Below are 18,546 nucleotides of genomic sequence, written 5' to 3'. Positions count from 1 at the left end.
TGCGCCCTAAGCTGCATCCAGAATAATGTTTAAGCTGAATAGGTTTAGCTGTGAGTTCTAAGAATTTACCTGAAACCACTGCCTACGTTCGGATTACCCAGCACTCTTGGCAACGGGGCAAAATCGAGGGAGAAGTTCAAGCGGCTGCTTATGAGTGGCAGTTTCAATGGCGTTTCCGTCAAGGTCAGTTGGTCGTCAGACCCGCTCTGGGACGCGCCTTAATCCAAGAACCACTGGGTCGATTTTTAGAGCGTTGCGATTACCAGTTGGAACCAGGAGGAGATTACGCTTTTACTATTCGGGCGGAATTATAAGAGTGTTGAGGGTTAACCCTTCACAGCTTTCGAGGAAACATGGTTTGTAGGGGCGGGTTTAGGGACTTTGGTATCGCTATTGATGATAACGTTGGTTCAAAACCCGCCCTGACCCAATTTTTAGGTCTGAGTTTGTAAGTAACGCTCGATTAGCAAGATAGCAACAATATCATCAATCGGTCGAGGCGGCTGGCGCATCCCTTGGGGAATTAGGCGTTGGAGTCCTTTGGGGGGATACATTAGCCAGTAGCGATCGCGGGCTTCTAATGTACTATAGCGTTCATCGACTAAGACAATGGGAACCGCGGCAGAAATGACTTCACGAATTTTCCCTTGCCATTGCTTAGAGGTGGTTTGGTTCCCCATGACAATTGTCTCAATGGAAAACTGCTGAGATAATTGTTTAATGGTTGCGATCGCCTGATCAGATGGCACAACTTGATGATAGGAAATCTTTTGGTCTTTCCCTTTCACCGCTAAACCACATTTATCTCGTCCTGGGTCAAACCCTAAAATCATCATTCAAACTATTTATTCCACTATTTTAGCTGTAGCGAGGAACGAACATCAGCATCTGGTAGAGATTCTTCATTCCGCTTCGCTCCATTCAGAATGACATAATTGGGTGCTTGGATACTCACGAGTATGACCAATGACGAATGACCAATGACCAATCACATCGAATTTCGATATTTTTCCAATAATTCTGGCAGGTAATCATACCCATCTACCCCAATTAAAGGAATGATTTTTGACCGTTGCTGCTGCAACATATCTTGGAACACTTCCCCTCCCAATTGTCCTTGCAAAATCGTCAGTAATCCCACGGCTTTGCGCCAGTCTTCTGTACCAATCTGCTCCAATAAATATCCGCCCAAGCTACCTGTGTAAATCGTTTTACTCCAGTTTTGTAACTGATAGTAGGCTTGCGCCAAGTACGCTAAATTAAGTCCCTGCAAATACAAATCCCCAGAAAATTGTGCGGCTTGCCACCCTTGTTCTAAATACGTAATTGCCTCTTGGGGTTGTTGCATAACCACATAAGCAATCCCCAAACTACATAAACAAAGGGCTTGACTTTGGCGATCGCCTAATCGTTCTAACAATTGCCGCCCTTGTTGCAGGTAAGTAATGGCGCTTTCGTAGACATCGGGATCAAGGGCTTGCTGTTGAGCTTGAAAGACCTGACTATAGCCCAAATTCGCTAAGGCATTGGCTTCGCCTAATTTATCCCCCGCCTGCCGTGCTAAAATTAATCCCCGTTGGCTATAATTAATCGCCTCGGCATAATTTTTCTGTGCCACACAAATACGGCTTAAATGATTATAGTTAGCAATTTCACAGACGCGATCGCTAGCTGAACGGGCAATCTCTAAGGCTCGCTCATGGAATTGTATTGCCCGATTATATCGACCTTGCGCCCGTTGGGAATAGCCTAATAACGTAAGAATTCGCGCTTTCTCTTCGGTTCCTTCAATGCGCCGTAAGGGTTCATCCAGGTAATCCATCGCATTCCGTAGATAATTCCCACTTAAGGAGGCAAAAACACCGCCATACAGGGGAAAATACTCCCGTTGGGCAAAGGTGCGAAGAATTTGCAGTGTCACCTGAAAACAACTATTCACTAAGCGTTCTCGTTGGGGAACCGTTGCTTGATTTAATGCCAGGGCAAGTTGTGACCAGATTACCGCAAATACGATAAAGGTGGAAATCGAGAGTCTCGCCCCCATTTTGGAGTTATAGACTCGTTGATCAAACCAACTAACTAACCGACGTTGTAACCATTGCAGAACAACGGTTAATTCCACCCAAGCATCCAGTTCTAATGTTGGCTGTTGGCGAATCCATTCATCGAGGGGTTGATTATACGCCAGCGCTTGAAACAATGACTTAGGTAGAGGACGATTCACCTTTTTTGCCCAGAGTCCCCAAGGTCCCCGTTGTTCAGCCAGTTCTTCAAATCCCAAGGAACCCTGACTTTGCTCATAAATCCAGCTGACTAAATCGTTTTCCAAATTTCCCCAAGCGGCTAACCCCCCAGTAATTCCTTGGGCTAGCTGTTCAAGTTCCCTGGCGCGATCGCGATCAGAACTAGCGGATGCTTCCTGCTGAAGGGTTTTGGCTAATTGAGCCAACTGAGATAGATTCAGAACAGGTTCCCGATTCGGATCGATCGCCCGCACAAAAGCAGTCAACCGTTCACTGTGATCAGCTTGAGTAATTCCTTGTGTGGCGGTTGCGATCGCCGCAGACACCTGATTCTCCTGCTGTACCCGTTCCCATTCGCTGCTAATCATATTCAGCGCCCTCTGCGCCCGTATCGCTTTAGCCTGTTTGAGTTCACTCGCCGGATTATCGATTTCCGCCTGAGTGCTGCTATGACGTTCATCCAGACAGCGTTCAAACATTTCCCCGGTTCCACTGCTGACACCTGACGCCAGCTTTTGGTAAACCTGTCGCTTGGAGCGGATTTTTCCTTTCAGCGTCGCGGCGACAATTTCATCAATCAGTTGAAAACAGCGATCGCGTAATGGTACAGAGTTTGTCATCGTGTTTTGTTCTCAAAACCTACGTTAATATCCTAGACTTGGGCTAACCTATGTTAATATGCACCGCTCAAATCAAAGCATTGTGTAGAAGCTAGAATTGAGCCACAGCCTACCTCACACGTCTTTTAACCACAGAGACAACCATGGGTACCCTGTCCCTCCCCTATCCCGATGACTTACTCATTACATCTGGTAAATCACCTCAAGCCTTAGGTATTAGTAGCGAGCAAGATGCAAAGCCTGCGGCATGGCTTCGCTAAACGCACTACACGGCTTTCGCCATTATTGACATTAAGGTTTAAATGCCGAACAGCTTATTTCTCTAGCCATTATTGAACGAAAATATTAACCAGAAAAATCTAAAACATATCAGCAAGCATTTGCCAGACTTCCAAGTTCATGAACCCTCTATAACTCTTGATGATGTTCTCCAACTTGGTCAGCAAATTGCGAGTCGTCCAGAAAACTTAATTGGCAATCCGGGAGACAGACAAATTTTTGAGCAATATGTAAATTTAGGAGGACAGCAAATTAGAGTTCGAGTTGTTCTCAATTCTTTAGGTCGGCTACGTTCTGTACATATTAGGGATAGGTAAAAACGATGAAAATTGAATGGAAACTCGATGAAGAAGGCGGCATCGATCCCATAGATCCAGTGGGCGATATTGTAATTACTGATGGCGATCGAACAATTCAAGAAGAATCAACTTATTTAGATTCTTGGTTCGACGCCTTAATCACTGGAGCCAAAAATATAACATCAGTCAACAGTTTAGTGATTGACATAGCAGAAGAACCCCAGGCTTTGAGACTTGAACGGGTATCGCTAGGGCTGCAAATTTATTATAAGGATAAAACCATTTTGGTGGCTGAATTAGATGAATTTATCAAAACATTAAAGCAATCAGCAACAAGTTTTGTCTTGATATTTAACAAAAAAGAAATTGAAAAAAATGAATTACTTGATAAAATTCGAGATTTTGTTGATTTTAAACAGAAACAGATTTGCTAAATTTGTCGTTGAGCTTTAGCGCTATAAACGTTCGCTGCCCGTCGTACAACCTGGTTTGTAGTTGCACTTTAGCGCGGTTCAAAATAGGGCGACCCGAACAAATTGAGCGGATTTGAGTAGTTCATTGATGCCAATTTGATACAAGCAGGTATCCGTGTCAACGTTAATAGGTCTAAAGAACCCAAGGCGGTTTAACGGGGTCCGGCTTCAATCGCAGAATTAGCAATGTTGACCATTATCGCTTCGGCTTGATTAACATCTGTACCCATCCCTTTTAAGGCAATTCGGTAATGGGTATCTTGCCACACCCATTCAATCACCGCTGGTGTACAAATACTCTGGCATCGACTTGGTGTAAAGTATCCCCAAATCCCATTGGTGAGCGGAATTTTTTTGATGAATCTATCTTCAGGAGAATACATCGGATTCACTGGTGTGGCGCTAAAAGCACCCAGGGTACAATTAGGCATTCCATTGCAGTTTTGTTTTAAGTTTAAGGCAATACTATAGGTATTGGGTGACCTAAAACTATTCACATAAATCCGCTGTCTAAACTTCGGCATTTGGCTAGGTAATAAAATTAAGGTATCGGTTTGTTGCTGGAGTTGCGGTAAGACAGGGGTGAATAGATTCGCTACCGGAGGTTGTTCTGAGGGTGTGTTGGGATTAGCGCGATCGCGATTAATTAACTGTCGCGCCGTTTCACGGGGAATCCCATAGCTAGCCAGGGTGCTGGGGGTGAATGGAGTTTGGGTTGACGCGATCGCAAGCCATTGATTATTCTGATTGATCACCACCGTCTCCCCAGTACTATTGTCCCAAAACCAGTGCGCGATCGCATAATTCTCAACAACTGTAATTTGAGTAACTTCTGGAGACAACCGAAACCCATTCCCCCTTTCCCATAAATCCAGGAGTACAACTTTCCGAATCACTCCCGTATCATCCGCTACAGCAGGAGTCGCTTCTGTCAATATTGTCAGCACCGGATAACTAGCCAATAGAATCAGGCTGGCGATGTACCCAAATCCAAAACTAACCTTCATAATTCCCTGTCATAAAAAGGTTTGTAGTTGCGCTTTAGCGCCATCTGCGAAGTATAATCCGTCAGGAATGGTTAGCCGCATTCTCTGACTATACCAACATTCCAGAATCTGAACTGCAAGACGCAGCAAATCCCATTTTAGATGACCTGATTGAGGGATGTGAAGAAGCATTACACCTCGCCACATAATCTTTGATTTGGTGTGGGAGGATGTCACTAAATTGTCGCGGTGTCTAGCATTGTAGAGACGTTGCATGCAACGTCTCTACAAGATTTGGGGGGGGTTGAGAAAAAAGGTTGAATATAGGGCGAGCCGAACAAATTGAATGGAATTGAGTTGTTGATTGATGCAAGCGGCTCGCCCCTACAGACACGCCCCAATTGTAAGCGAGCAGGTATCTGGGTGGGAATATCAGGGGTTTGGGATTCCGAAGCGATCGCGCGAATTAGGGTAGGTTCGCACCAAACGATGATACTCTGACTCGACGCCATAGTGTTACGATGTCGGATACATGATGAGCTACGGCTCACACTCACAACAGATGTAGATGCTACCTCTATGTTTACACTCGAAAGGATTTTGAGCTTAAAAGCGTGAAAAACAGTATAGTTTTTAGTATCTGCCTGGGATTAATGGGTTGGGTGGCTCAACCAACTTTGGCGTTACCTCCCCCAGATGACTTACCTGAAGAGGTGTTGAGAACCGAGATTATCACGGAGGCGCGATCGCCAATCGATGGGGAACCGCTTACCGCCGCCGAATACGCCCAACTTAAAGCTGAATTAGCACAACGAAAAACTCCCCCGCAACTCGATCCTCAGATCAGGCAAACTGTTTTTATGCTGCAACTGCTTGATCTCGTGCGGACAGTCACCCCATTTTAACGTTAATTAGCACAATACTGCCAAACTTGTCAACCAATTTTTCCGGGGCGGGTTTCACTCACATCCGCCCTTCTAGGAAAAACCGGGAAAATTTTTTACAGGTGGGTCATTCAAGACACCGGGTTGACAGTCCCCGCCCTAAAAGTGCGGGGATTCTTCGCTCACAGATCCGGCTTGCTGTCAAATTCCGTGTATGCTTGCCACAGATAGGATACCGAGAATAGGATGATGAAGAGTATTCTGTCAAAGTCTGTTTGTATCACGATTGTGGCAAACCGACAGGCTATAATGCTTGCCCATACCCCAATTTCCCCCAAATGTGTAGAAAAAATCAAAAAAGTATATAAATATTAAAATTATTTAACACCCATTTTCCATTCACTGAAGTAGATACCTCGATGTTTCCCATGATTGCCCCTGAACAGATTGACCGAATTGTCTGGAATCAACATCACGACCCCTTTGAGATACTCGGTCCGCACCGATTAGAACAGGATGGAAAGACCACCTGGGCAGTGCGGGTGTATTTCCCCAATGCTGACGCCGTGTGGGTTGTGCTACCAGAACAACGCCAAGACTATCCGATGCAATCAGTGCATCATCCCCACTTTTTTGAATGTCAGATCGATATCGAAGAACTAGCAAACTACCAGTTACGCCTCAAAGAAGGCGAACATGAGCGGGTGATCTATGATCCTTATGCCTTCCGTTCGCCGCGCTTAACCGAATTTGATCGGCATCTATTTGCCGAAGGGAATCATCATCGCATCTACGAGAAACTAGGAGCCCATCCCACGGAAATAGATGGGGTTCAGGGTGTCTACTTTGCCGTTTGGGCTCCGAATGCTCGCAACGCTTCGGTTTTAGGTGATTTTAACCACTGGGATGGGCGCAAGCACCAAATGCGGAAGGGTGACACAGGCATTTGGGAACTGTTTATCCCAGAAGTGGCAGTTGGCGACCATTACAAGTATGAAATCAAAAACTATGATGGGCATATTTACGAAAAATCTGACCCCTATGGTTTCCGCCAAGAAATCCGCCCCAAAACCGCCTCGATTGTTGCCGATCTCGATACCTATACTTGGAATGATCAAGACTGGATGGAGCAGCGCCGCCATACCGATACCCTAACTCAGCCAATTTCTATCTATGAAATGCATTTAGGCTCGTGGCTGCATGCATCTTCAGCCGAACCCGCCATTGGTGCGGATGGCAAGCCTGAACCCGTGGTTCTGGTGTCTGATCTCAAACCGGGAGCGCGATTTCTCACCTATCGGGAATTGGCAGATCGCTTAATTCCTTATGTTAAAGATTTGGGTTTTACCCATATTGAGTTACTCCCCGTCGCCGAGCATCCGTTTGATGGCTCTTGGGGTTATCAGGTAACCGGATACTATGCCTGCACCTCTCGCTATGGGACACCTGACGATTTCATGTATTTCGTGGATCAGTGTCATCAGAATGGGATTGGCGTGATTGTGGACTGGGTACCGGGTCATTTTCCCAAAGATGGTCACGGTTTGGCATTCTTTGATGGGACTCACCTGTATGAACATGCTGACCCCCGCAAGGGTGAACATAAAGAGTGGGGAACCTTAGTTTTCAACTATAACCGCAACGAAGTCCGTAACTTCCTGGTGTCCAACGCCCTGTTCTGGTTTGACAAATACCACATCGATGGAATTCGCGTGGATGCTGTCGCCTCGATGCTTTACCTGGACTATTGTCGTCAACCGGGAGAATGGGTGACGAACCAGTATGGGGGGAGGGAGAACATTGAAGCCGCCGATTTCCTGCGACAGGCGAATCATGTAATCTTTAGCTATTTTCCTGGTATCCTCTCCATTGCCGAAGAGTCAACGGATTGGCCCATGGTGTCTTGGCCCACCTACGTTGGCGGATTGGGCTTTAATTTGAAGTGGAACATGGGTTGGATGCACGACATGCTGGATTATTTCCACATGGACCCTTGGTTCCGCCAGTTCCACCAGAATAATATCACCTTCAGTATGTGGTATCACCATGCTGAAAACTACATGCTGGCGTTGTCTCACGATGAGATTGTGCATGGAAAGAGCAACATGCTGGGCAAAATGCCTGGGGATGAGTGGCAAAAGTTTGCCAATGTCCGTTGCTTATTTACCTATATGTTCACTCATCCCGGCAAGAAAACCCTGTTTATGAGCATGGAGTTCGGTCAGTGGAGTGAGTGGAATGTCTGGGGCGATTTAGAATGGCATTTACTACAATACGAACCCCATCAGCAGTTGAAGCTGTTTCTGAGTGACCTGAATCAAGTCTATCGACGAGAATCTGCTCTCTATACCCAAGATTATGCTGAAGCTGGGTTTGAATGGATTGATTGTAGTGACAATCGCCATAGTGTGGTGGCATTTATCCGCCGTGCTAAGGATTCTGAAGAGTTTGTGGTCACGGTTTGCAATTTCACACCTCAGCCCCATAGCCATTATCGAGTCGGGGTTCCAGAAATGGGCTTCTACACGGAACTGTTTAACAGTGATGCTCGCGAGTATGGTGGGAGTAATATGGGGAATTTGGGCGGTAAGTGGACCGATGAATGGTGGTTCCACAATCAACCCTATTCGTTGGACTTGTGTTTACCTCCCCTGGGTGTGTTAATTCTCAAGCTCAATCGGGAAAAGACAGCCGCCGCCCTGGGATCAGATCAGTCTTGATTGACGGAAAAATTGGGTTCAGGCTCCTCGGTTAAAATTCTCCCGTCATCAACATGACGGGAGATTGGTTGCACCATAACCAGGTTGCCCAAGGTAATTTAACCGAATAGAGGAAATCATTGGTTACAATGGTCTACATTAGTGGTTGTTGAGATGCTGATAGTTATAGAAAGCGTAGGTATCAAATAAGGCTGCCACAAAGCTACAGGTTAAGCCAATCACAGTCAGCCCTTCCACGGAACATCCGTTCCCAAAAATCGCCAGAAACTGTAACAAATCGTTTGCGCCTGTTTGACCAAGGGTTTCCAAGCCAGGAACCCAGCTCATAGTGCATAGAAAGGCAAACAATCCTAAGAAGAGGACAACGGGAGCAATAAAGCTGAGTAGGGCGGTTAAAGCGAGGGAACGAATCAATGTAGGTAGAGTAGTCATAAAATAATTAGCTCGTTATGGCAAGTGAGTGAACAGAAAGTTAGCGTTGCCGTTAATCGGCGCTCTGTATATCAGAATAGGCGCGATCGCCTCCAATAAACGAAATTGTCAGAAATCTTAAATCTTCATTAAGAATCTTGGTAAAACTCCGTAAAATTTACCAAGCAGACGACGAAAACTCAGTGTATATCGCCCTTTCGGGTGATGTCAATCCACTTCGATGTTGAGTACATCGGCGGGTATTTGGTTAATCAGATAACCACGGGATGGTTTTTGTTGGTCAAGGGATTGACAAGGGGGAGGAGAGGGGGTAGGAAACCAGACGTGATCAAATTCGTTCCAGAGGCGTTGTAACTGTAAATTAATCGCACTGTCGGCTAAAATGCCCATGACGACCTGATTGATACCCAGTAAGTCGCGTAAATCACCCCGGACATAAATTTTGCCACTCATTACCGCCGCATCCAATGTCACAAAACCCGTAATGATATCTCTCAAGGTTTCAGCATCGCTGCAAAAGTGAACAGGTTGGGGTTCCGCCAAGGATTCGATGTGAACTTGCAACCGCTCATCTCCCTGCGCCCAAAGTCGCAATTGAGTTCCATCTAGCTCGATTACAGCCATTTTGCCAGAAACAGTCTGAACCAACCTCCGCCATGTCGAATTTCCTTGGCTACGCAGGATTTCTACAAGGCGATATAACCATTGTGCCAACTGTTCATTATTTGTCATTTGTTATTCGTCTTATGTTGATTGTTCATGGTTCATTGTTCATGGTTCATTGGTAATCCTCTTCCCCAGCTCCCAGACGCGCCATGGCACGTCTCTACATCACTCCCCCAGCTCCCAGTTACGAATAAGTTGGCATCGGCGGTAAATCTGGTGCTTCCTCAAGGTTGCTCATGTTATCCGCATCAACCTCACCTGTCGTCAAGAAGCGGAAGGTTTCCTGATACAAACTCTTCCAGAAACGATTCGTCATCCCCTGACTCACTTCCATCGGGTCTACCATAGGATGAGGTACAAGGTCACTGGCGGGATAGAGATAGTAGCAGTGTCCCTTGCCTTTCGCCCCTATTTGGTCAAAGAATCTCTGGTTGGTTTTCAGATCAGCCGCGTCTTCGTTCTCGGTTAATACCAAAAATGTCGGAATATTCTCTAAGGTTTCTCGGTTTTTATTACTACGAACAAAGGCGCCAAAGCGATTAGCAGCAGTTAAACAGCCCACTGGAAAACTAATATTTTGTTCCCAAGAAAATTCTCTCAAATCTAAGGGGCCAGTGAGGTTAATGTAACGCTCATTAACTTCATTAGACACTTCCAAAAGCGGAGCATAAGCCACCACCTTTTTAATCCGATCCGGTCGAGACGCCGCCAGACCTAGGGCAACGGCACCACCAACAGAGAGTCCCACCGTATAAATTGGTCCTGGCATCGCATCCAATTCTGCCAAACGTTCCTGTGCATCCGTCAAATACTTCATATGAGACGACATGAAATAGCGATCAAAATCCGGGTCATTGGGTCGCTCAATTGCCAATGCCATATCCAATAGCTGGGGTGCCATTTTGATGATCCGACCAATCAGCGCCATCTTCTGAAACGTTGTCAATCGTTGAAATTGCCCCTGGGATTTATTATCGCGATTAGACAAGAAAAGGTCTAAAACGGCATCTTTTCGGGCTTCTTCCCGTAGAGAATCACGAAATTCTGGCTTGAGGTCAACTTTGGGCCAATAACTATCGGGTGGTACAAATGCATGACCCGCCAAGGGAATTTGATAAATATTAAAACCATTGCGAAACAGGTAGTCACCCACCAAAAACATTTGCATCGGTTTAGCCGAAAAGCCATGAAAGATCATCACTGTCCCGCGAATTGATTCTCGCGGTTCATGCATCTGATAAAAGGGAGCAACGCCTTCACGTTTGTCTGGATGGGATATCCAAGAAATGTAGTAATTTTCAATCGCTTTTTTAGTTTGGGCGATTTGATCAGCTGTTGGAGTAATCATGGTGTTTGAGTTTGTTGTCATAACTATACCTTCTGCCTTGGAGCCTTGGATCATTGGAGTCTTCTGCTATACCTCACAAAAGATGTGACTCAACTTGCCTCGACTGATCCTTCGCTGCGCTCAAGGACATGGTTTTGAATGAACCAGAGAATTCTTTGATCGCGTATCGCAGTTTTCAATTTTTAGGGACTACATGAATTCATGTCACCCAGAGACAAGTTAGGAAAGCGTCTACATCTGTCCGTATTTATCTAACAGGGATTTAAATTTTTCCAGATTTGCAGGTCGGTAATCGAAAACTTTTTGCCAACGTTGTTTAACACTCTCATGCAGATCATCAAAGTCATCACTAACTTGGCGAATCTTGCGTCCAGTTTTGAACGTTAACTTACCAATAAGAGTCTGCGGTTCAGTGCTGAACTGGATAGTCGGGTTAGGATAGACGCCATATTTCTGGACATCATATTCGATAACCGTTGGATCAAGTTCCAGCCCAAGACGCTGTTGTTGGCGCAGTTGTTCAATGGAGTCAATCATCCACTGCAACGCTCCATCCGATAAACCACTCTGTTTCAGATTCCCACCGCCAACTGAGCCATGAACGCCTGGAAACCAGACTTGACGCAGGAATTGATCCACCGGCTGACCCTTATATTCGCTTTTGCGGCTTATCTGCATGGGTGTGACATCGAAAACCTCACGTTGCTCATCAATAGCAACAGCGTGTAGCGCATTCTTAATAATAGGACTCAATGAGGTATCGTGGAAGGCGTATTTTTGATTAATTTTTCGGTCGAAGGAGAGAAAAGCTGATAAATTAGGTATGCCAAGGGCACCGACTGTATCCCAACAGGCAAGAAGCGTAATTGGAACTTGCTCGGCGTTATTGTCTTGGCGGAATTGTTCCATTTTATAGGAATCGGGTTTATCTTCACTCTTACGGGAGCGATAGTTCTCGTAAGCTTCAGGAGCTTTGCGAATCTTTTGTCGCGGTAATAGTCCTGAGTTAAAGATCATTCCGGCTAAACTGCGAACCGTATAAGCACCGCGACTGAATCCAAACAAATAAATTTCATCGCCGGGTTCATAGTTTAAGCAAAGAAAACGATAACAATCTTCTATATTTCGATCAATACCTTTGCCAAAAGCTCCACCAAAAATCTTAGCAAATGGGTTCTCTGTACCTACTCCCTCATCATAAAAAACGATTTGGGGAATAGTTTGACTACACGTTGCTTTAACTGCTTGAGCAATCTTAACCACATTCGTCGGATAAGGACTCGTTAGTTTTTGCCAGGTTCCGTCACAACAAACAACCAGACGCTTCATTGATGATTTCTACTCCTAAAAAAACTGAATTGGCATAAACAGTAGATTCTCCCTTGGCTATAGTTGCTGATTTAAAGATCTAAAATGAACCAGGTTAGGGCAACTGAAGCAATCAGTAAGCCGACTAACAGTAAATTCCCCAGTAATGATGGGGGTTGGCGAATGTGTTTTTGTTTGACGAATAAAGACACTCCCCCTTGATTATCTGCAAGGAGATCATCACTGATAAAAAAGCTGATATCACTGCCAACTTTTAGTGTAAATGAAGTGTTTTTGGCTTTAGATAGGGCGAGTTCTGATGTTGCATATATACCTGTCGTGGGTACGCTAATTATAAACTCACTAGATGTTATGTAGTATTCATTAAGCCATCCGGTTGTACAATTCTCGCCATTTTCATCACATTCATAGACAAAATTCCAACGACTCCAGGCATCATACATCCCGCCTTGAGATTGACCAATAAACTGAACCTCATAAGTGCCGGATCTAAAATATTTTATGACGGGGTTATTTTTGTTGTTAACCCGCGCATCAATATTGATAATTGTCACATCACGAGAATGAGTCAAAACTGATTGCTCAGATTCAGCTTTAATAGTCATAGTTACCTCTACGATAAGTTCGGCAAATAATTGCTTTAAAAGGTAGTTCAGAATCGCCACTTCCGCATGTCCACGCGGAGTAACAACCTATTACAGCTTCAACTAATGGGTTGCTAACCTTCAAGCTTCTATAATGTCTGATATGTTAGCCTTAAGCCAACCTTCGTTTGTTTTTCTTAATAAAACAATTTGAATCAGTTATGCAACTGTATCTATTGGGTATGAGTAGCGAGCAAGAGGCAAAGCCTGCGGCATGGCTTCGCTAAACGCACTACAACTAGGATGAGAGCCATTCTTGACATTAAGGTTTAAAGACTGAACCGCTTATTCTTCCCCAACTCCCCTGAGCCAGGGGAGGAGGTAGAGTTTCACGTTTACGATGGAAATGCGATATAAGCACTACCCGCATAAGGGCGCCCTTGAGCATCTGCATTATGCGCCCCTGTGATCACGACTCCATCACTCAGAGCAACGGTATACCCAAACCCGTCTTTTGGTTGCACCTCTGGGGAGTATAATTTCTGTTTTTGCTGCCATGTTCCCTGATTGAGTTGGAAAATGTAGGCGCTTCCGGCATCAGAAGTACCCACGACAGCCACTTGTCCCTGAATCGCAACCGAACAGCCGAAGCCATTTTGACGCTGTAAGTCAGTCGGTTGCAGCTTCTGCTTTTGTTGCCACACCCCGTTTTCATGTTGGAAAATATAGGCAGCGCCAGTATCGGGATAGCTTTGGGCATCGACGCCATAAGCACCGATAATCGCGACTTCGCCAGTGAGCGCGATCGCATTACCAAAATTATCCCCATACTGTAAGTCATCCGGTTGCAGTTTCTGTTTTTGTTGCCACACCCCCTTTTCTAACTGGAAAATATAGGCACTCCCGGCAAATTGACAGCTATTTGCTTGGGCAAGACGCGCCCCAATGATCGCCGTGTTTCCACTAATCGCCACTGCACCGCCAAACCCATCCCCGCGATGTAAGTCAGCAGGTTGCAGCTTCTGTTTTTGTTGCCACACCCCGTTTTCTAACTGGAAAATATAGGCACTCCCAGCTTGAGGACGACTTTCGGCGTCTACGGTATAAGCACCAACGATCGCCATGTTGTCACCAATCGCCACAGAACTCCCAAAACAGTCATTTTCCTGTAAATCGACGGGTTGAAGTTGCTGTGTTTCCCTCCACACCCCGTTTTCCCGTTGGAAAATATAGGCACTCCCGGCATTGGGGCAATCAGGGGCATCGGTAAAATAGGCACCGACAATTGCTAGATTTCCCTGAATCGCCACTGCATTGCCAAAGACATCTTGACGCCCAAACCCCGATGGTTGGAGTTTCTGTGTTTCCATCCACACACCGTTGTGGTGTTGGAAAATATAGGCACTGCCCACAGCCGGACAACCATTAACTTGAGCCAAACGCGCCCCAATAATCGCGGTATCTCCACTCATGGCAATAGCGCTGCCAAAGATCCCTTTTTCGGGTAAATCTGGGGGTTGTAGCTTTTGTTTAGGCTGCCAGGTTGGGCAGGGTATGACTAAAGGCATCCAGGCTTTGACGGAGGTGAACCCAGAATTATTCAGATTTTCAATCACGGCATCCGGAGAAGCGCCTTTATATCCGACAATTGACCAAGCACCCCGAAATTGCAACCCATCAATCAGACGGCTACCGATCGCGCGACAGGCTTGTTTGGCAGCTTGGGAGAGATTGACAAAGGCATCATCTTTAAGTGCGATCGCGACAATCTTCCCTTCGGGTATCGCTTCAATCTGTTGGGCAAAGACATCAGCAACAGAGGCATCCGCAAACAAGTCAAACGAACCACTCGACAGGGGCTTGCCAGTAGCAGGTTCAAACACCACCACATTTAACCCCCGCTGATATCCTCCCGGAATCGGGATCACAGATCCATTGTGGCTAATATGAGTTAAAACGCCGTACTCTCCACCCCCTGATATCGCCGAAATTGTCGCCGTATTTGTGAAAATTGAGGGTAGTGTAAAGGAACGAGAACAGGTGACGCCATACTCATCCGATAACGCTTCAGTCGCCGTTCCCGGTGTCGCTCCCTTTTGACCAATCATCGCCCAAGAACTGCGAAATTGTAGATAATAAACCCAATAAGCACCTAAAGCAGCACAGGCATTTTTCGCCCGTTCATCCAGATAGACACTCGCCTCATCTTGCAGCGCGATTGCCACAATTCGACCAACAGGCAGACTCTCCATCCATTCCGCAAACGCGATCGCACAACTGGGATCACCAAAGGTATCAAAGGTGGCGCCACCTAGCTTTTGACCCGTTACTTCATGGATAACCGCCACATTCAGTCCCCGATTGTACGGGTTAAACCCGAATTCTTCGTCATTGACAGTAATCCGAGCCGAATTTTCCTGGTTATAAGCCGCCGACTGCACTGTGATCTGGAGATGGGCTTCGTTATGGTTCATGCTTTCCTGTTTCCTTCACCCGCATCTGAAAAGTTGGTCATTCGTCATTTGTCATTTGTCATTCGTCATTTGTCAAGTCGGGGCGGGTTTATTTACATTTGGATGTAACCGAAAAGATAGTCGTGAAACCCGCCCCTACACAATTTGCCCAAGCTCCCAGACGTTCCACCGGAACATCTCTACTACGCCTTCTGCTTAAGCGCCTCCAACACAGTGGGGGGAACTTCTAAATAGGTGTAGGAATTGTTACGATCCCTTGACATGTTCATAAAAATTCATATTACTTGAGAAGATACCATAACCAACAGATAATGTTTGAGTTGACTCATAACCCTCTCATCTGCGTATTTAACGTGATGATAATTGTAGAAGCGCTCGCATCGCTTACTACGAACAAACTAATGAACATATTCGCCATAGGCAAACCCCCTAGCCTGTATCGTTTCCCCTTGCAGCACGAGAGTCACGTCAACCGCACCCGTCACTTCATCAATAAAGGTATATTGGCGATTCTGATTATCGGGTACAATTAACTCACTCGTGGCATCAAATGCCATAGTTAGTGACAATTGATCCTGGTCATCAGCCGCTTGAACCTGCAACCGTTGGGGCATACTCACCGTGCGATCGCCAAACAGGGACGCCATAATTCCAGGTAGACGTAACGGTAAACTGGCAGAAGCAGACCAATCCCAATCAATTTGTAACGTAGAACCCAAAAACACCTTCCGCAAACGAGTGCCGGAATAGATAAAAATATAGGGTAAACCACTAACCGAATGGTCTTTATTCGTGCGTTTATCCAATACGAGGGTGAACGATCTGCCCTTTTTGTCCGTAACATAAGCGACAAACCATTCCCAACCAATATCCTCGCCCCAGCGAAACCGACCAAAATTGCGATCGTGATAGCAAAACCAGTCGTGATCAATGGCAAAGGATCGCCCACAAACGGATAGTTCTCCCGAAACCTTTAATCCTGGGATTAACCCCCAACCAATAAAACCACTACCGAATGGTGCATCTTCAGTTACTAATAGGGGCATCGCTTCAGCTTGTCCTCGAACGTTGACAGAAAGCTGCGCCCTCTCATCGTGAACTTGAACCGATGAGTTCATGCCATTGATTTCTAGAGTAATCCCCCTACCTTGTAGACGTAAGGGATGACGACATACCATGTCAGCTTGCCATTCCAAGCTAAAGGTTGTGCCAAAGGTTGCTACTGAGATGTCAGATTCCAGTTCTGGAGTAATTTGGGCGGAGGGCAAATTAACAATAAAGCTAACTTGCATCTGCCCCTGTTCCGGTTTGCCAATTAAAGTAGCGTTGACGAGTAGGCGAATTCCCGTTTTCAGATCCAGCAAAATAAAATGATACCAATCCTTCCAATCTAGGGGTAAGCTGGGATCTTCTAAGGGAATGCGTAGGGCTTCGACACGGTTAAGGAGAACTTGTTCGTTGACATTCATCGTCCCAAAGAACCTCCTTCATTGAGAACATCATTGAATATGACAGGGGAAGTTGGAGTAGGCGTGAGAGGGGGTGGGGCTTGATCCGCGATCGCATGCACCCAATCCGCCATCTTTGGTGACACCTGAATCAGTCCCAACAGAATCCCCACAAACCAACGCTGGGCATCCATTCCCAATTCGGAGACGAAAGTTTTTGTCGCTGCATTGGATACAGAAACGGGGTTGTCCATCCCTTTAACGTTTAAGGCATTGGCAACTAATGTCCACAACCATCGTTCGCCGACATGAAGTAATCCCCCTTGTCCCATCTGCACCCCCAGAGAGGAATGATACGCCGCCGCCGCCGATTGACTGATGACTAGCCATCGGGGGGCTTGGGCTGAAGCAAAGGCGAGGACACCATTCTTAAAGAAACGGGTACGGCTAAGTTGATTAAGTAATTGGCTACCGGATTCCGTGCGGCTATAGGTATCACCTTGTTGGGCTAGCAGAATCAGGAGTTCCACCACCAACCAACGCCCCGGAAGCGCATCCAGTCCAGGTAATCCGGTGGTTAAACTGTAGCTGGCTTGGGCAGCGATGGTATTATCAACAACAGGTAGAGTGGATTCGTGAGTCGCGATCGCCCGAAAACAATTTGCCATTCTAGGTGACACCTGGGCAAGTCCCAAAATCAGTCCCGCAAACCATTGTTCAGGGTTTTGAGTATTGAGGATTGATCCTTCACTTCGCTGATATGAAACCGGGTTTGTCGGGGCGGGTTTAGGGACTTTCTTGTCGCTATTAATAGTAACGTTTGAGCAAAACCCGCCCTTATTCAATTCTGAGTTAACTCCCCTACCTCCCCCATCTCCCAGTTCAATATCAGTTTGGGCTAAATCAAATAACCATTCCTCCCAAATGGAAAGCAGATGTCGTTGTCCAATTTGGGCGGCGAGGATAGTATTCGCCATGGATAGACTACTTGTTATCCAAGCCGGAACTTGGGCAGAGGAAAAGGCATAAACGCCATTTTTAAAGAACTGGGTGCGACTCAGTTGGGTAAGGAGTTCATTCCCTTGGGGCGTCTGGGCATAATTGGTTCCATGTTGGCACAGCCGTGTTAGCAGTTCTGCGATCAACCAACGGGCAGGAATTTTATCCAAATCTATTAACCCCGACATCAGACCAAAGATTCCGGCGGTACTGGGTTCAGCCGTTCCTAAGTAGTTTTCCTTGCTGTCTCTCGGTGGCGGAAAGGTGACCATTAAGGGATGGATTACGGGAGTGCTGTTGCTAGTTTCTGTTGGTTCTAATATTTCCAATTGGATGGGAATAGCGTCTTCTAGCCAACCGGGAAATCTTAACCAGGTTTTCAGGCTTGTCCCACTCGGCAAATAGTCGGGAACTGGAACCGTTAATTGACAGGTAGATTCATACTCTGGAAACAAATAAACATAAGGCGGTTCTAAACGACTCACCATGGGCAAAATCTCACTGCTATTAAGTAGCCAATCATCTAGAGTCGGACGTAGAAGTACGGCTTCCTGAAGTTGATTCCGGATCAATAGCTGGAGAACCAAGTCTGTACCGGAATGGAGTTGTAACGTTACTTGGGGCAGGACAAGGTTTTTTTTTAATCGCTGACTCATTTAACACCTAGTCGGATGGCGTTTTACTTCGTCTATTTTAATCCTTTGGTCTCCCCCTTAAAAAGCAGGGCTAATTCATTGTGATGAGAGAAAATTAGGACGACCA

At 46.0% G+C, this 18,546-nt stretch carries 17 protein-coding genes; 5 read left to right on the top strand and 12 right to left on the bottom strand.

The annotated features are described in order from the left end of the window. The first annotated feature begins 50 nt into the window (after positions 1-50). Positions 51-314, top strand: a complete 264-nt coding sequence (locus ACLFWI_RS03880) for a DUF3146 family protein (protein WP_446364933.1) — start codon at positions 51-53, stop codon at positions 312-314. Positions 315-434: 120 nt separating this feature from the next. Here the strand turns inward: ACLFWI_RS03880 and ACLFWI_RS03875 are convergent, their stop codons facing one another. Both ACLFWI_RS03875 and ACLFWI_RS03870 read right to left on the bottom strand, forming a co-directional pair. Further along, the gene (locus tag ACLFWI_RS03875; protein WP_446411833.1) at positions 435-833 is read right to left on the bottom strand and encodes a pre-16S rRNA-processing nuclease YqgF; all 399 of its coding nucleotides are present in this window, start codon (positions 831-833) and stop codon (positions 435-437) included. A 155-nt stretch (positions 834-988) separates the two neighbouring features. After that, a complete protein-coding gene (locus ACLFWI_RS03870) occupies positions 989-2,863 on the bottom strand; it encodes a tetratricopeptide repeat protein (RefSeq protein ID WP_446411821.1) in 1,875 nt (624 codons plus the stop codon). Positions 2,864-3,195: 332 nt separating this feature from the next. On the opposite strand from ACLFWI_RS03870, the gene ACLFWI_RS03865 reads away from it, so the two are divergent. Next, complete coding sequence (locus ACLFWI_RS03865; protein WP_446411820.1) at positions 3,196-3,459, top strand: hypothetical protein; 264 nt, start codon at positions 3,196-3,198, stop codon at positions 3,457-3,459. A 5-nt stretch (positions 3,460-3,464) separates the two neighbouring features. Beyond that, a complete protein-coding gene (locus ACLFWI_RS03860) occupies positions 3,465-3,875 on the top strand; it encodes a hypothetical protein (protein WP_446411819.1) in 411 nt (136 codons plus the stop codon). 191 nt (positions 3,876-4,066) lie between these two features. On the opposite strand, the gene ACLFWI_RS03855 is transcribed toward ACLFWI_RS03860, so the two are convergent. Then, the gene (locus ACLFWI_RS03855; RefSeq protein ID WP_446411818.1) at positions 4,067-4,921 is read right to left on the bottom strand and encodes a hypothetical protein; all 855 of its coding nucleotides are present in this window, start codon (positions 4,919-4,921) and stop codon (positions 4,067-4,069) included. 9 nt (positions 4,922-4,930) lie between these two features. After that, the gene (locus ACLFWI_RS03850; RefSeq protein WP_446411817.1) at positions 4,931-5,176 is read right to left on the bottom strand and encodes a hypothetical protein; all 246 of its coding nucleotides are present in this window, start codon (positions 5,174-5,176) and stop codon (positions 4,931-4,933) included. A 377-nt stretch (positions 5,177-5,553) separates the two neighbouring features. Here ACLFWI_RS03850 and ACLFWI_RS03845 point away from each other — a divergent pair, with 377 nt between their 5' ends. Beyond that, complete coding sequence (locus ACLFWI_RS03845) at positions 5,554-5,805, top strand: hypothetical protein (RefSeq protein ID WP_446411832.1); 252 nt, start codon at positions 5,554-5,556, stop codon at positions 5,803-5,805. A 407-nt stretch (positions 5,806-6,212) separates the two neighbouring features. Beyond that, positions 6,213-8,504, top strand: coding sequence for a 1,4-alpha-glucan branching enzyme (gene glgB / locus ACLFWI_RS03840; RefSeq protein WP_446411831.1), 2,292 nt, complete (start codon positions 6,213-6,215; stop codon positions 8,502-8,504). 138 nt (positions 8,505-8,642) lie between these two features. Here glgB and ACLFWI_RS03835 read toward each other — a convergent pair whose 3' ends face one another. The 8 genes from ACLFWI_RS03835 to ACLFWI_RS03800 form a co-directional block, all read right to left on the bottom strand. Beyond that, positions 8,643-8,936: a hypothetical protein gene (locus ACLFWI_RS03835; protein WP_446411816.1), complete on the bottom strand. Its 294-nt coding sequence runs from the start codon at positions 8,934-8,936 to the stop codon at positions 8,643-8,645. A 207-nt stretch (positions 8,937-9,143) separates the two neighbouring features. Then, positions 9,144-9,668, bottom strand: a complete 525-nt coding sequence (locus ACLFWI_RS03830; RefSeq protein WP_446411815.1) for a hypothetical protein — start codon at positions 9,666-9,668, stop codon at positions 9,144-9,146. Positions 9,669-9,786: 118 nt separating this feature from the next. Then, the gene (locus ACLFWI_RS03825) at positions 9,787-10,950 is read right to left on the bottom strand and encodes an alpha/beta hydrolase (protein WP_446411814.1); all 1,164 of its coding nucleotides are present in this window, start codon (positions 10,948-10,950) and stop codon (positions 9,787-9,789) included. 231 nt (positions 10,951-11,181) lie between these two features. Further along, on the bottom strand, positions 11,182-12,279 hold the full coding sequence (locus tag ACLFWI_RS03820; protein WP_446411813.1) for a DUF2235 domain-containing protein: 1,098 nt from the start codon (positions 12,277-12,279) through the stop codon (positions 11,182-11,184). Between the two features lie 71 nt (positions 12,280-12,350). Then, positions 12,351-12,884 carry a hypothetical protein gene (locus tag ACLFWI_RS03815; RefSeq protein ID WP_446411812.1) on the bottom strand — a complete coding sequence of 178 codons (534 nt, stop codon included), beginning with the start codon at positions 12,882-12,884 and terminating at the stop codon, positions 12,351-12,353. Between the two features lie 374 nt (positions 12,885-13,258). Beyond that, positions 13,259-15,337, bottom strand: a complete 2,079-nt coding sequence (locus tag ACLFWI_RS03810) for an interleukin-like EMT inducer domain-containing protein (protein WP_446411811.1) — start codon at positions 15,335-15,337, stop codon at positions 13,259-13,261. 398 nt (positions 15,338-15,735) lie between these two features. Continuing rightward, on the bottom strand, positions 15,736-16,806 hold the full coding sequence (locus ACLFWI_RS03805) for a hypothetical protein (protein WP_446411810.1): 1,071 nt from the start codon (positions 16,804-16,806) through the stop codon (positions 15,736-15,738). Beyond that, positions 16,803-18,440 carry a hypothetical protein gene (locus ACLFWI_RS03800; RefSeq protein WP_446411809.1) on the bottom strand — a complete coding sequence of 546 codons (1,638 nt, stop codon included), beginning with the start codon at positions 18,438-18,440 and terminating at the stop codon, positions 16,803-16,805. Before ACLFWI_RS03800 ends, ACLFWI_RS03805 begins: the two co-directional genes overlap by 4 nt. Between the last annotated feature and the right edge of the window lie 106 nt (positions 18,441-18,546).

Source organism: Coleofasciculus sp. (assembly GCF_046539235.1).
Classification (GTDB): domain Bacteria; phylum Cyanobacteriota; class Cyanobacteriia; order Cyanobacteriales; family Coleofasciculaceae; genus Coleofasciculus.
This window is presented reverse-complemented; position numbering and strand designations above follow the sequence as displayed.

Coding starts and splice junctions, on each gene's coding strand:
- ACLFWI_RS03875 (WP_446411833.1), bottom strand. CDS start 833: ATGATTTTAGGGTTTGACCCAGGACGAGATAAATGTGGTTTAGCGGTG.
- ACLFWI_RS03870 (WP_446411821.1), bottom strand. CDS start 2,863: ATGACAAACTCTGTACCATTACGCGATCGCTGTTTTCAACTGATTGAT.
- ACLFWI_RS03860 (WP_446411819.1), top strand. CDS start 3,465: ATGAAAATTGAATGGAAACTCGATGAAGAAGGCGGCATCGATCCCATA.
- ACLFWI_RS03855 (WP_446411818.1), bottom strand. CDS start 4,921: ATGAAGGTTAGTTTTGGATTTGGGTACATCGCCAGCCTGATTCTATTG.
- ACLFWI_RS03850 (WP_446411817.1), bottom strand. CDS start 5,176: ATGCAACGTCTCTACAATGCTAGACACCGCGACAATTTAGTGACATCC.
- ACLFWI_RS03845 (WP_446411832.1), top strand. CDS start 5,554: ATGGGTTGGGTGGCTCAACCAACTTTGGCGTTACCTCCCCCAGATGAC.
- glgB (WP_446411831.1), top strand. CDS start 6,213: ATGATTGCCCCTGAACAGATTGACCGAATTGTCTGGAATCAACATCAC.
- ACLFWI_RS03835 (WP_446411816.1), bottom strand. CDS start 8,936: ATGACTACTCTACCTACATTGATTCGTTCCCTCGCTTTAACCGCCCTA.
- ACLFWI_RS03830 (WP_446411815.1), bottom strand. CDS start 9,668: ATGACAAATAATGAACAGTTGGCACAATGGTTATATCGCCTTGTAGAA.
- ACLFWI_RS03825 (WP_446411814.1), bottom strand. CDS start 10,950: ATGATTACTCCAACAGCTGATCAAATCGCCCAAACTAAAAAAGCGATT.
- ACLFWI_RS03820 (WP_446411813.1), bottom strand. CDS start 12,279: ATGAAGCGTCTGGTTGTTTGTTGTGACGGAACCTGGCAAAAACTAACG.
- ACLFWI_RS03815 (WP_446411812.1), bottom strand. CDS start 12,884: ATGACTATTAAAGCTGAATCTGAGCAATCAGTTTTGACTCATTCTCGT.
- ACLFWI_RS03810 (WP_446411811.1), bottom strand. CDS start 15,337: ATGAACCATAACGAAGCCCATCTCCAGATCACAGTGCAGTCGGCGGCT.
- ACLFWI_RS03805 (WP_446411810.1), bottom strand. CDS start 16,806: ATGAATGTCAACGAACAAGTTCTCCTTAACCGTGTCGAAGCCCTACGC.
- ACLFWI_RS03800 (WP_446411809.1), bottom strand. CDS start 18,440: ATGAGTCAGCGATTAAAAAAAAACCTTGTCCTGCCCCAAGTAACGTTA.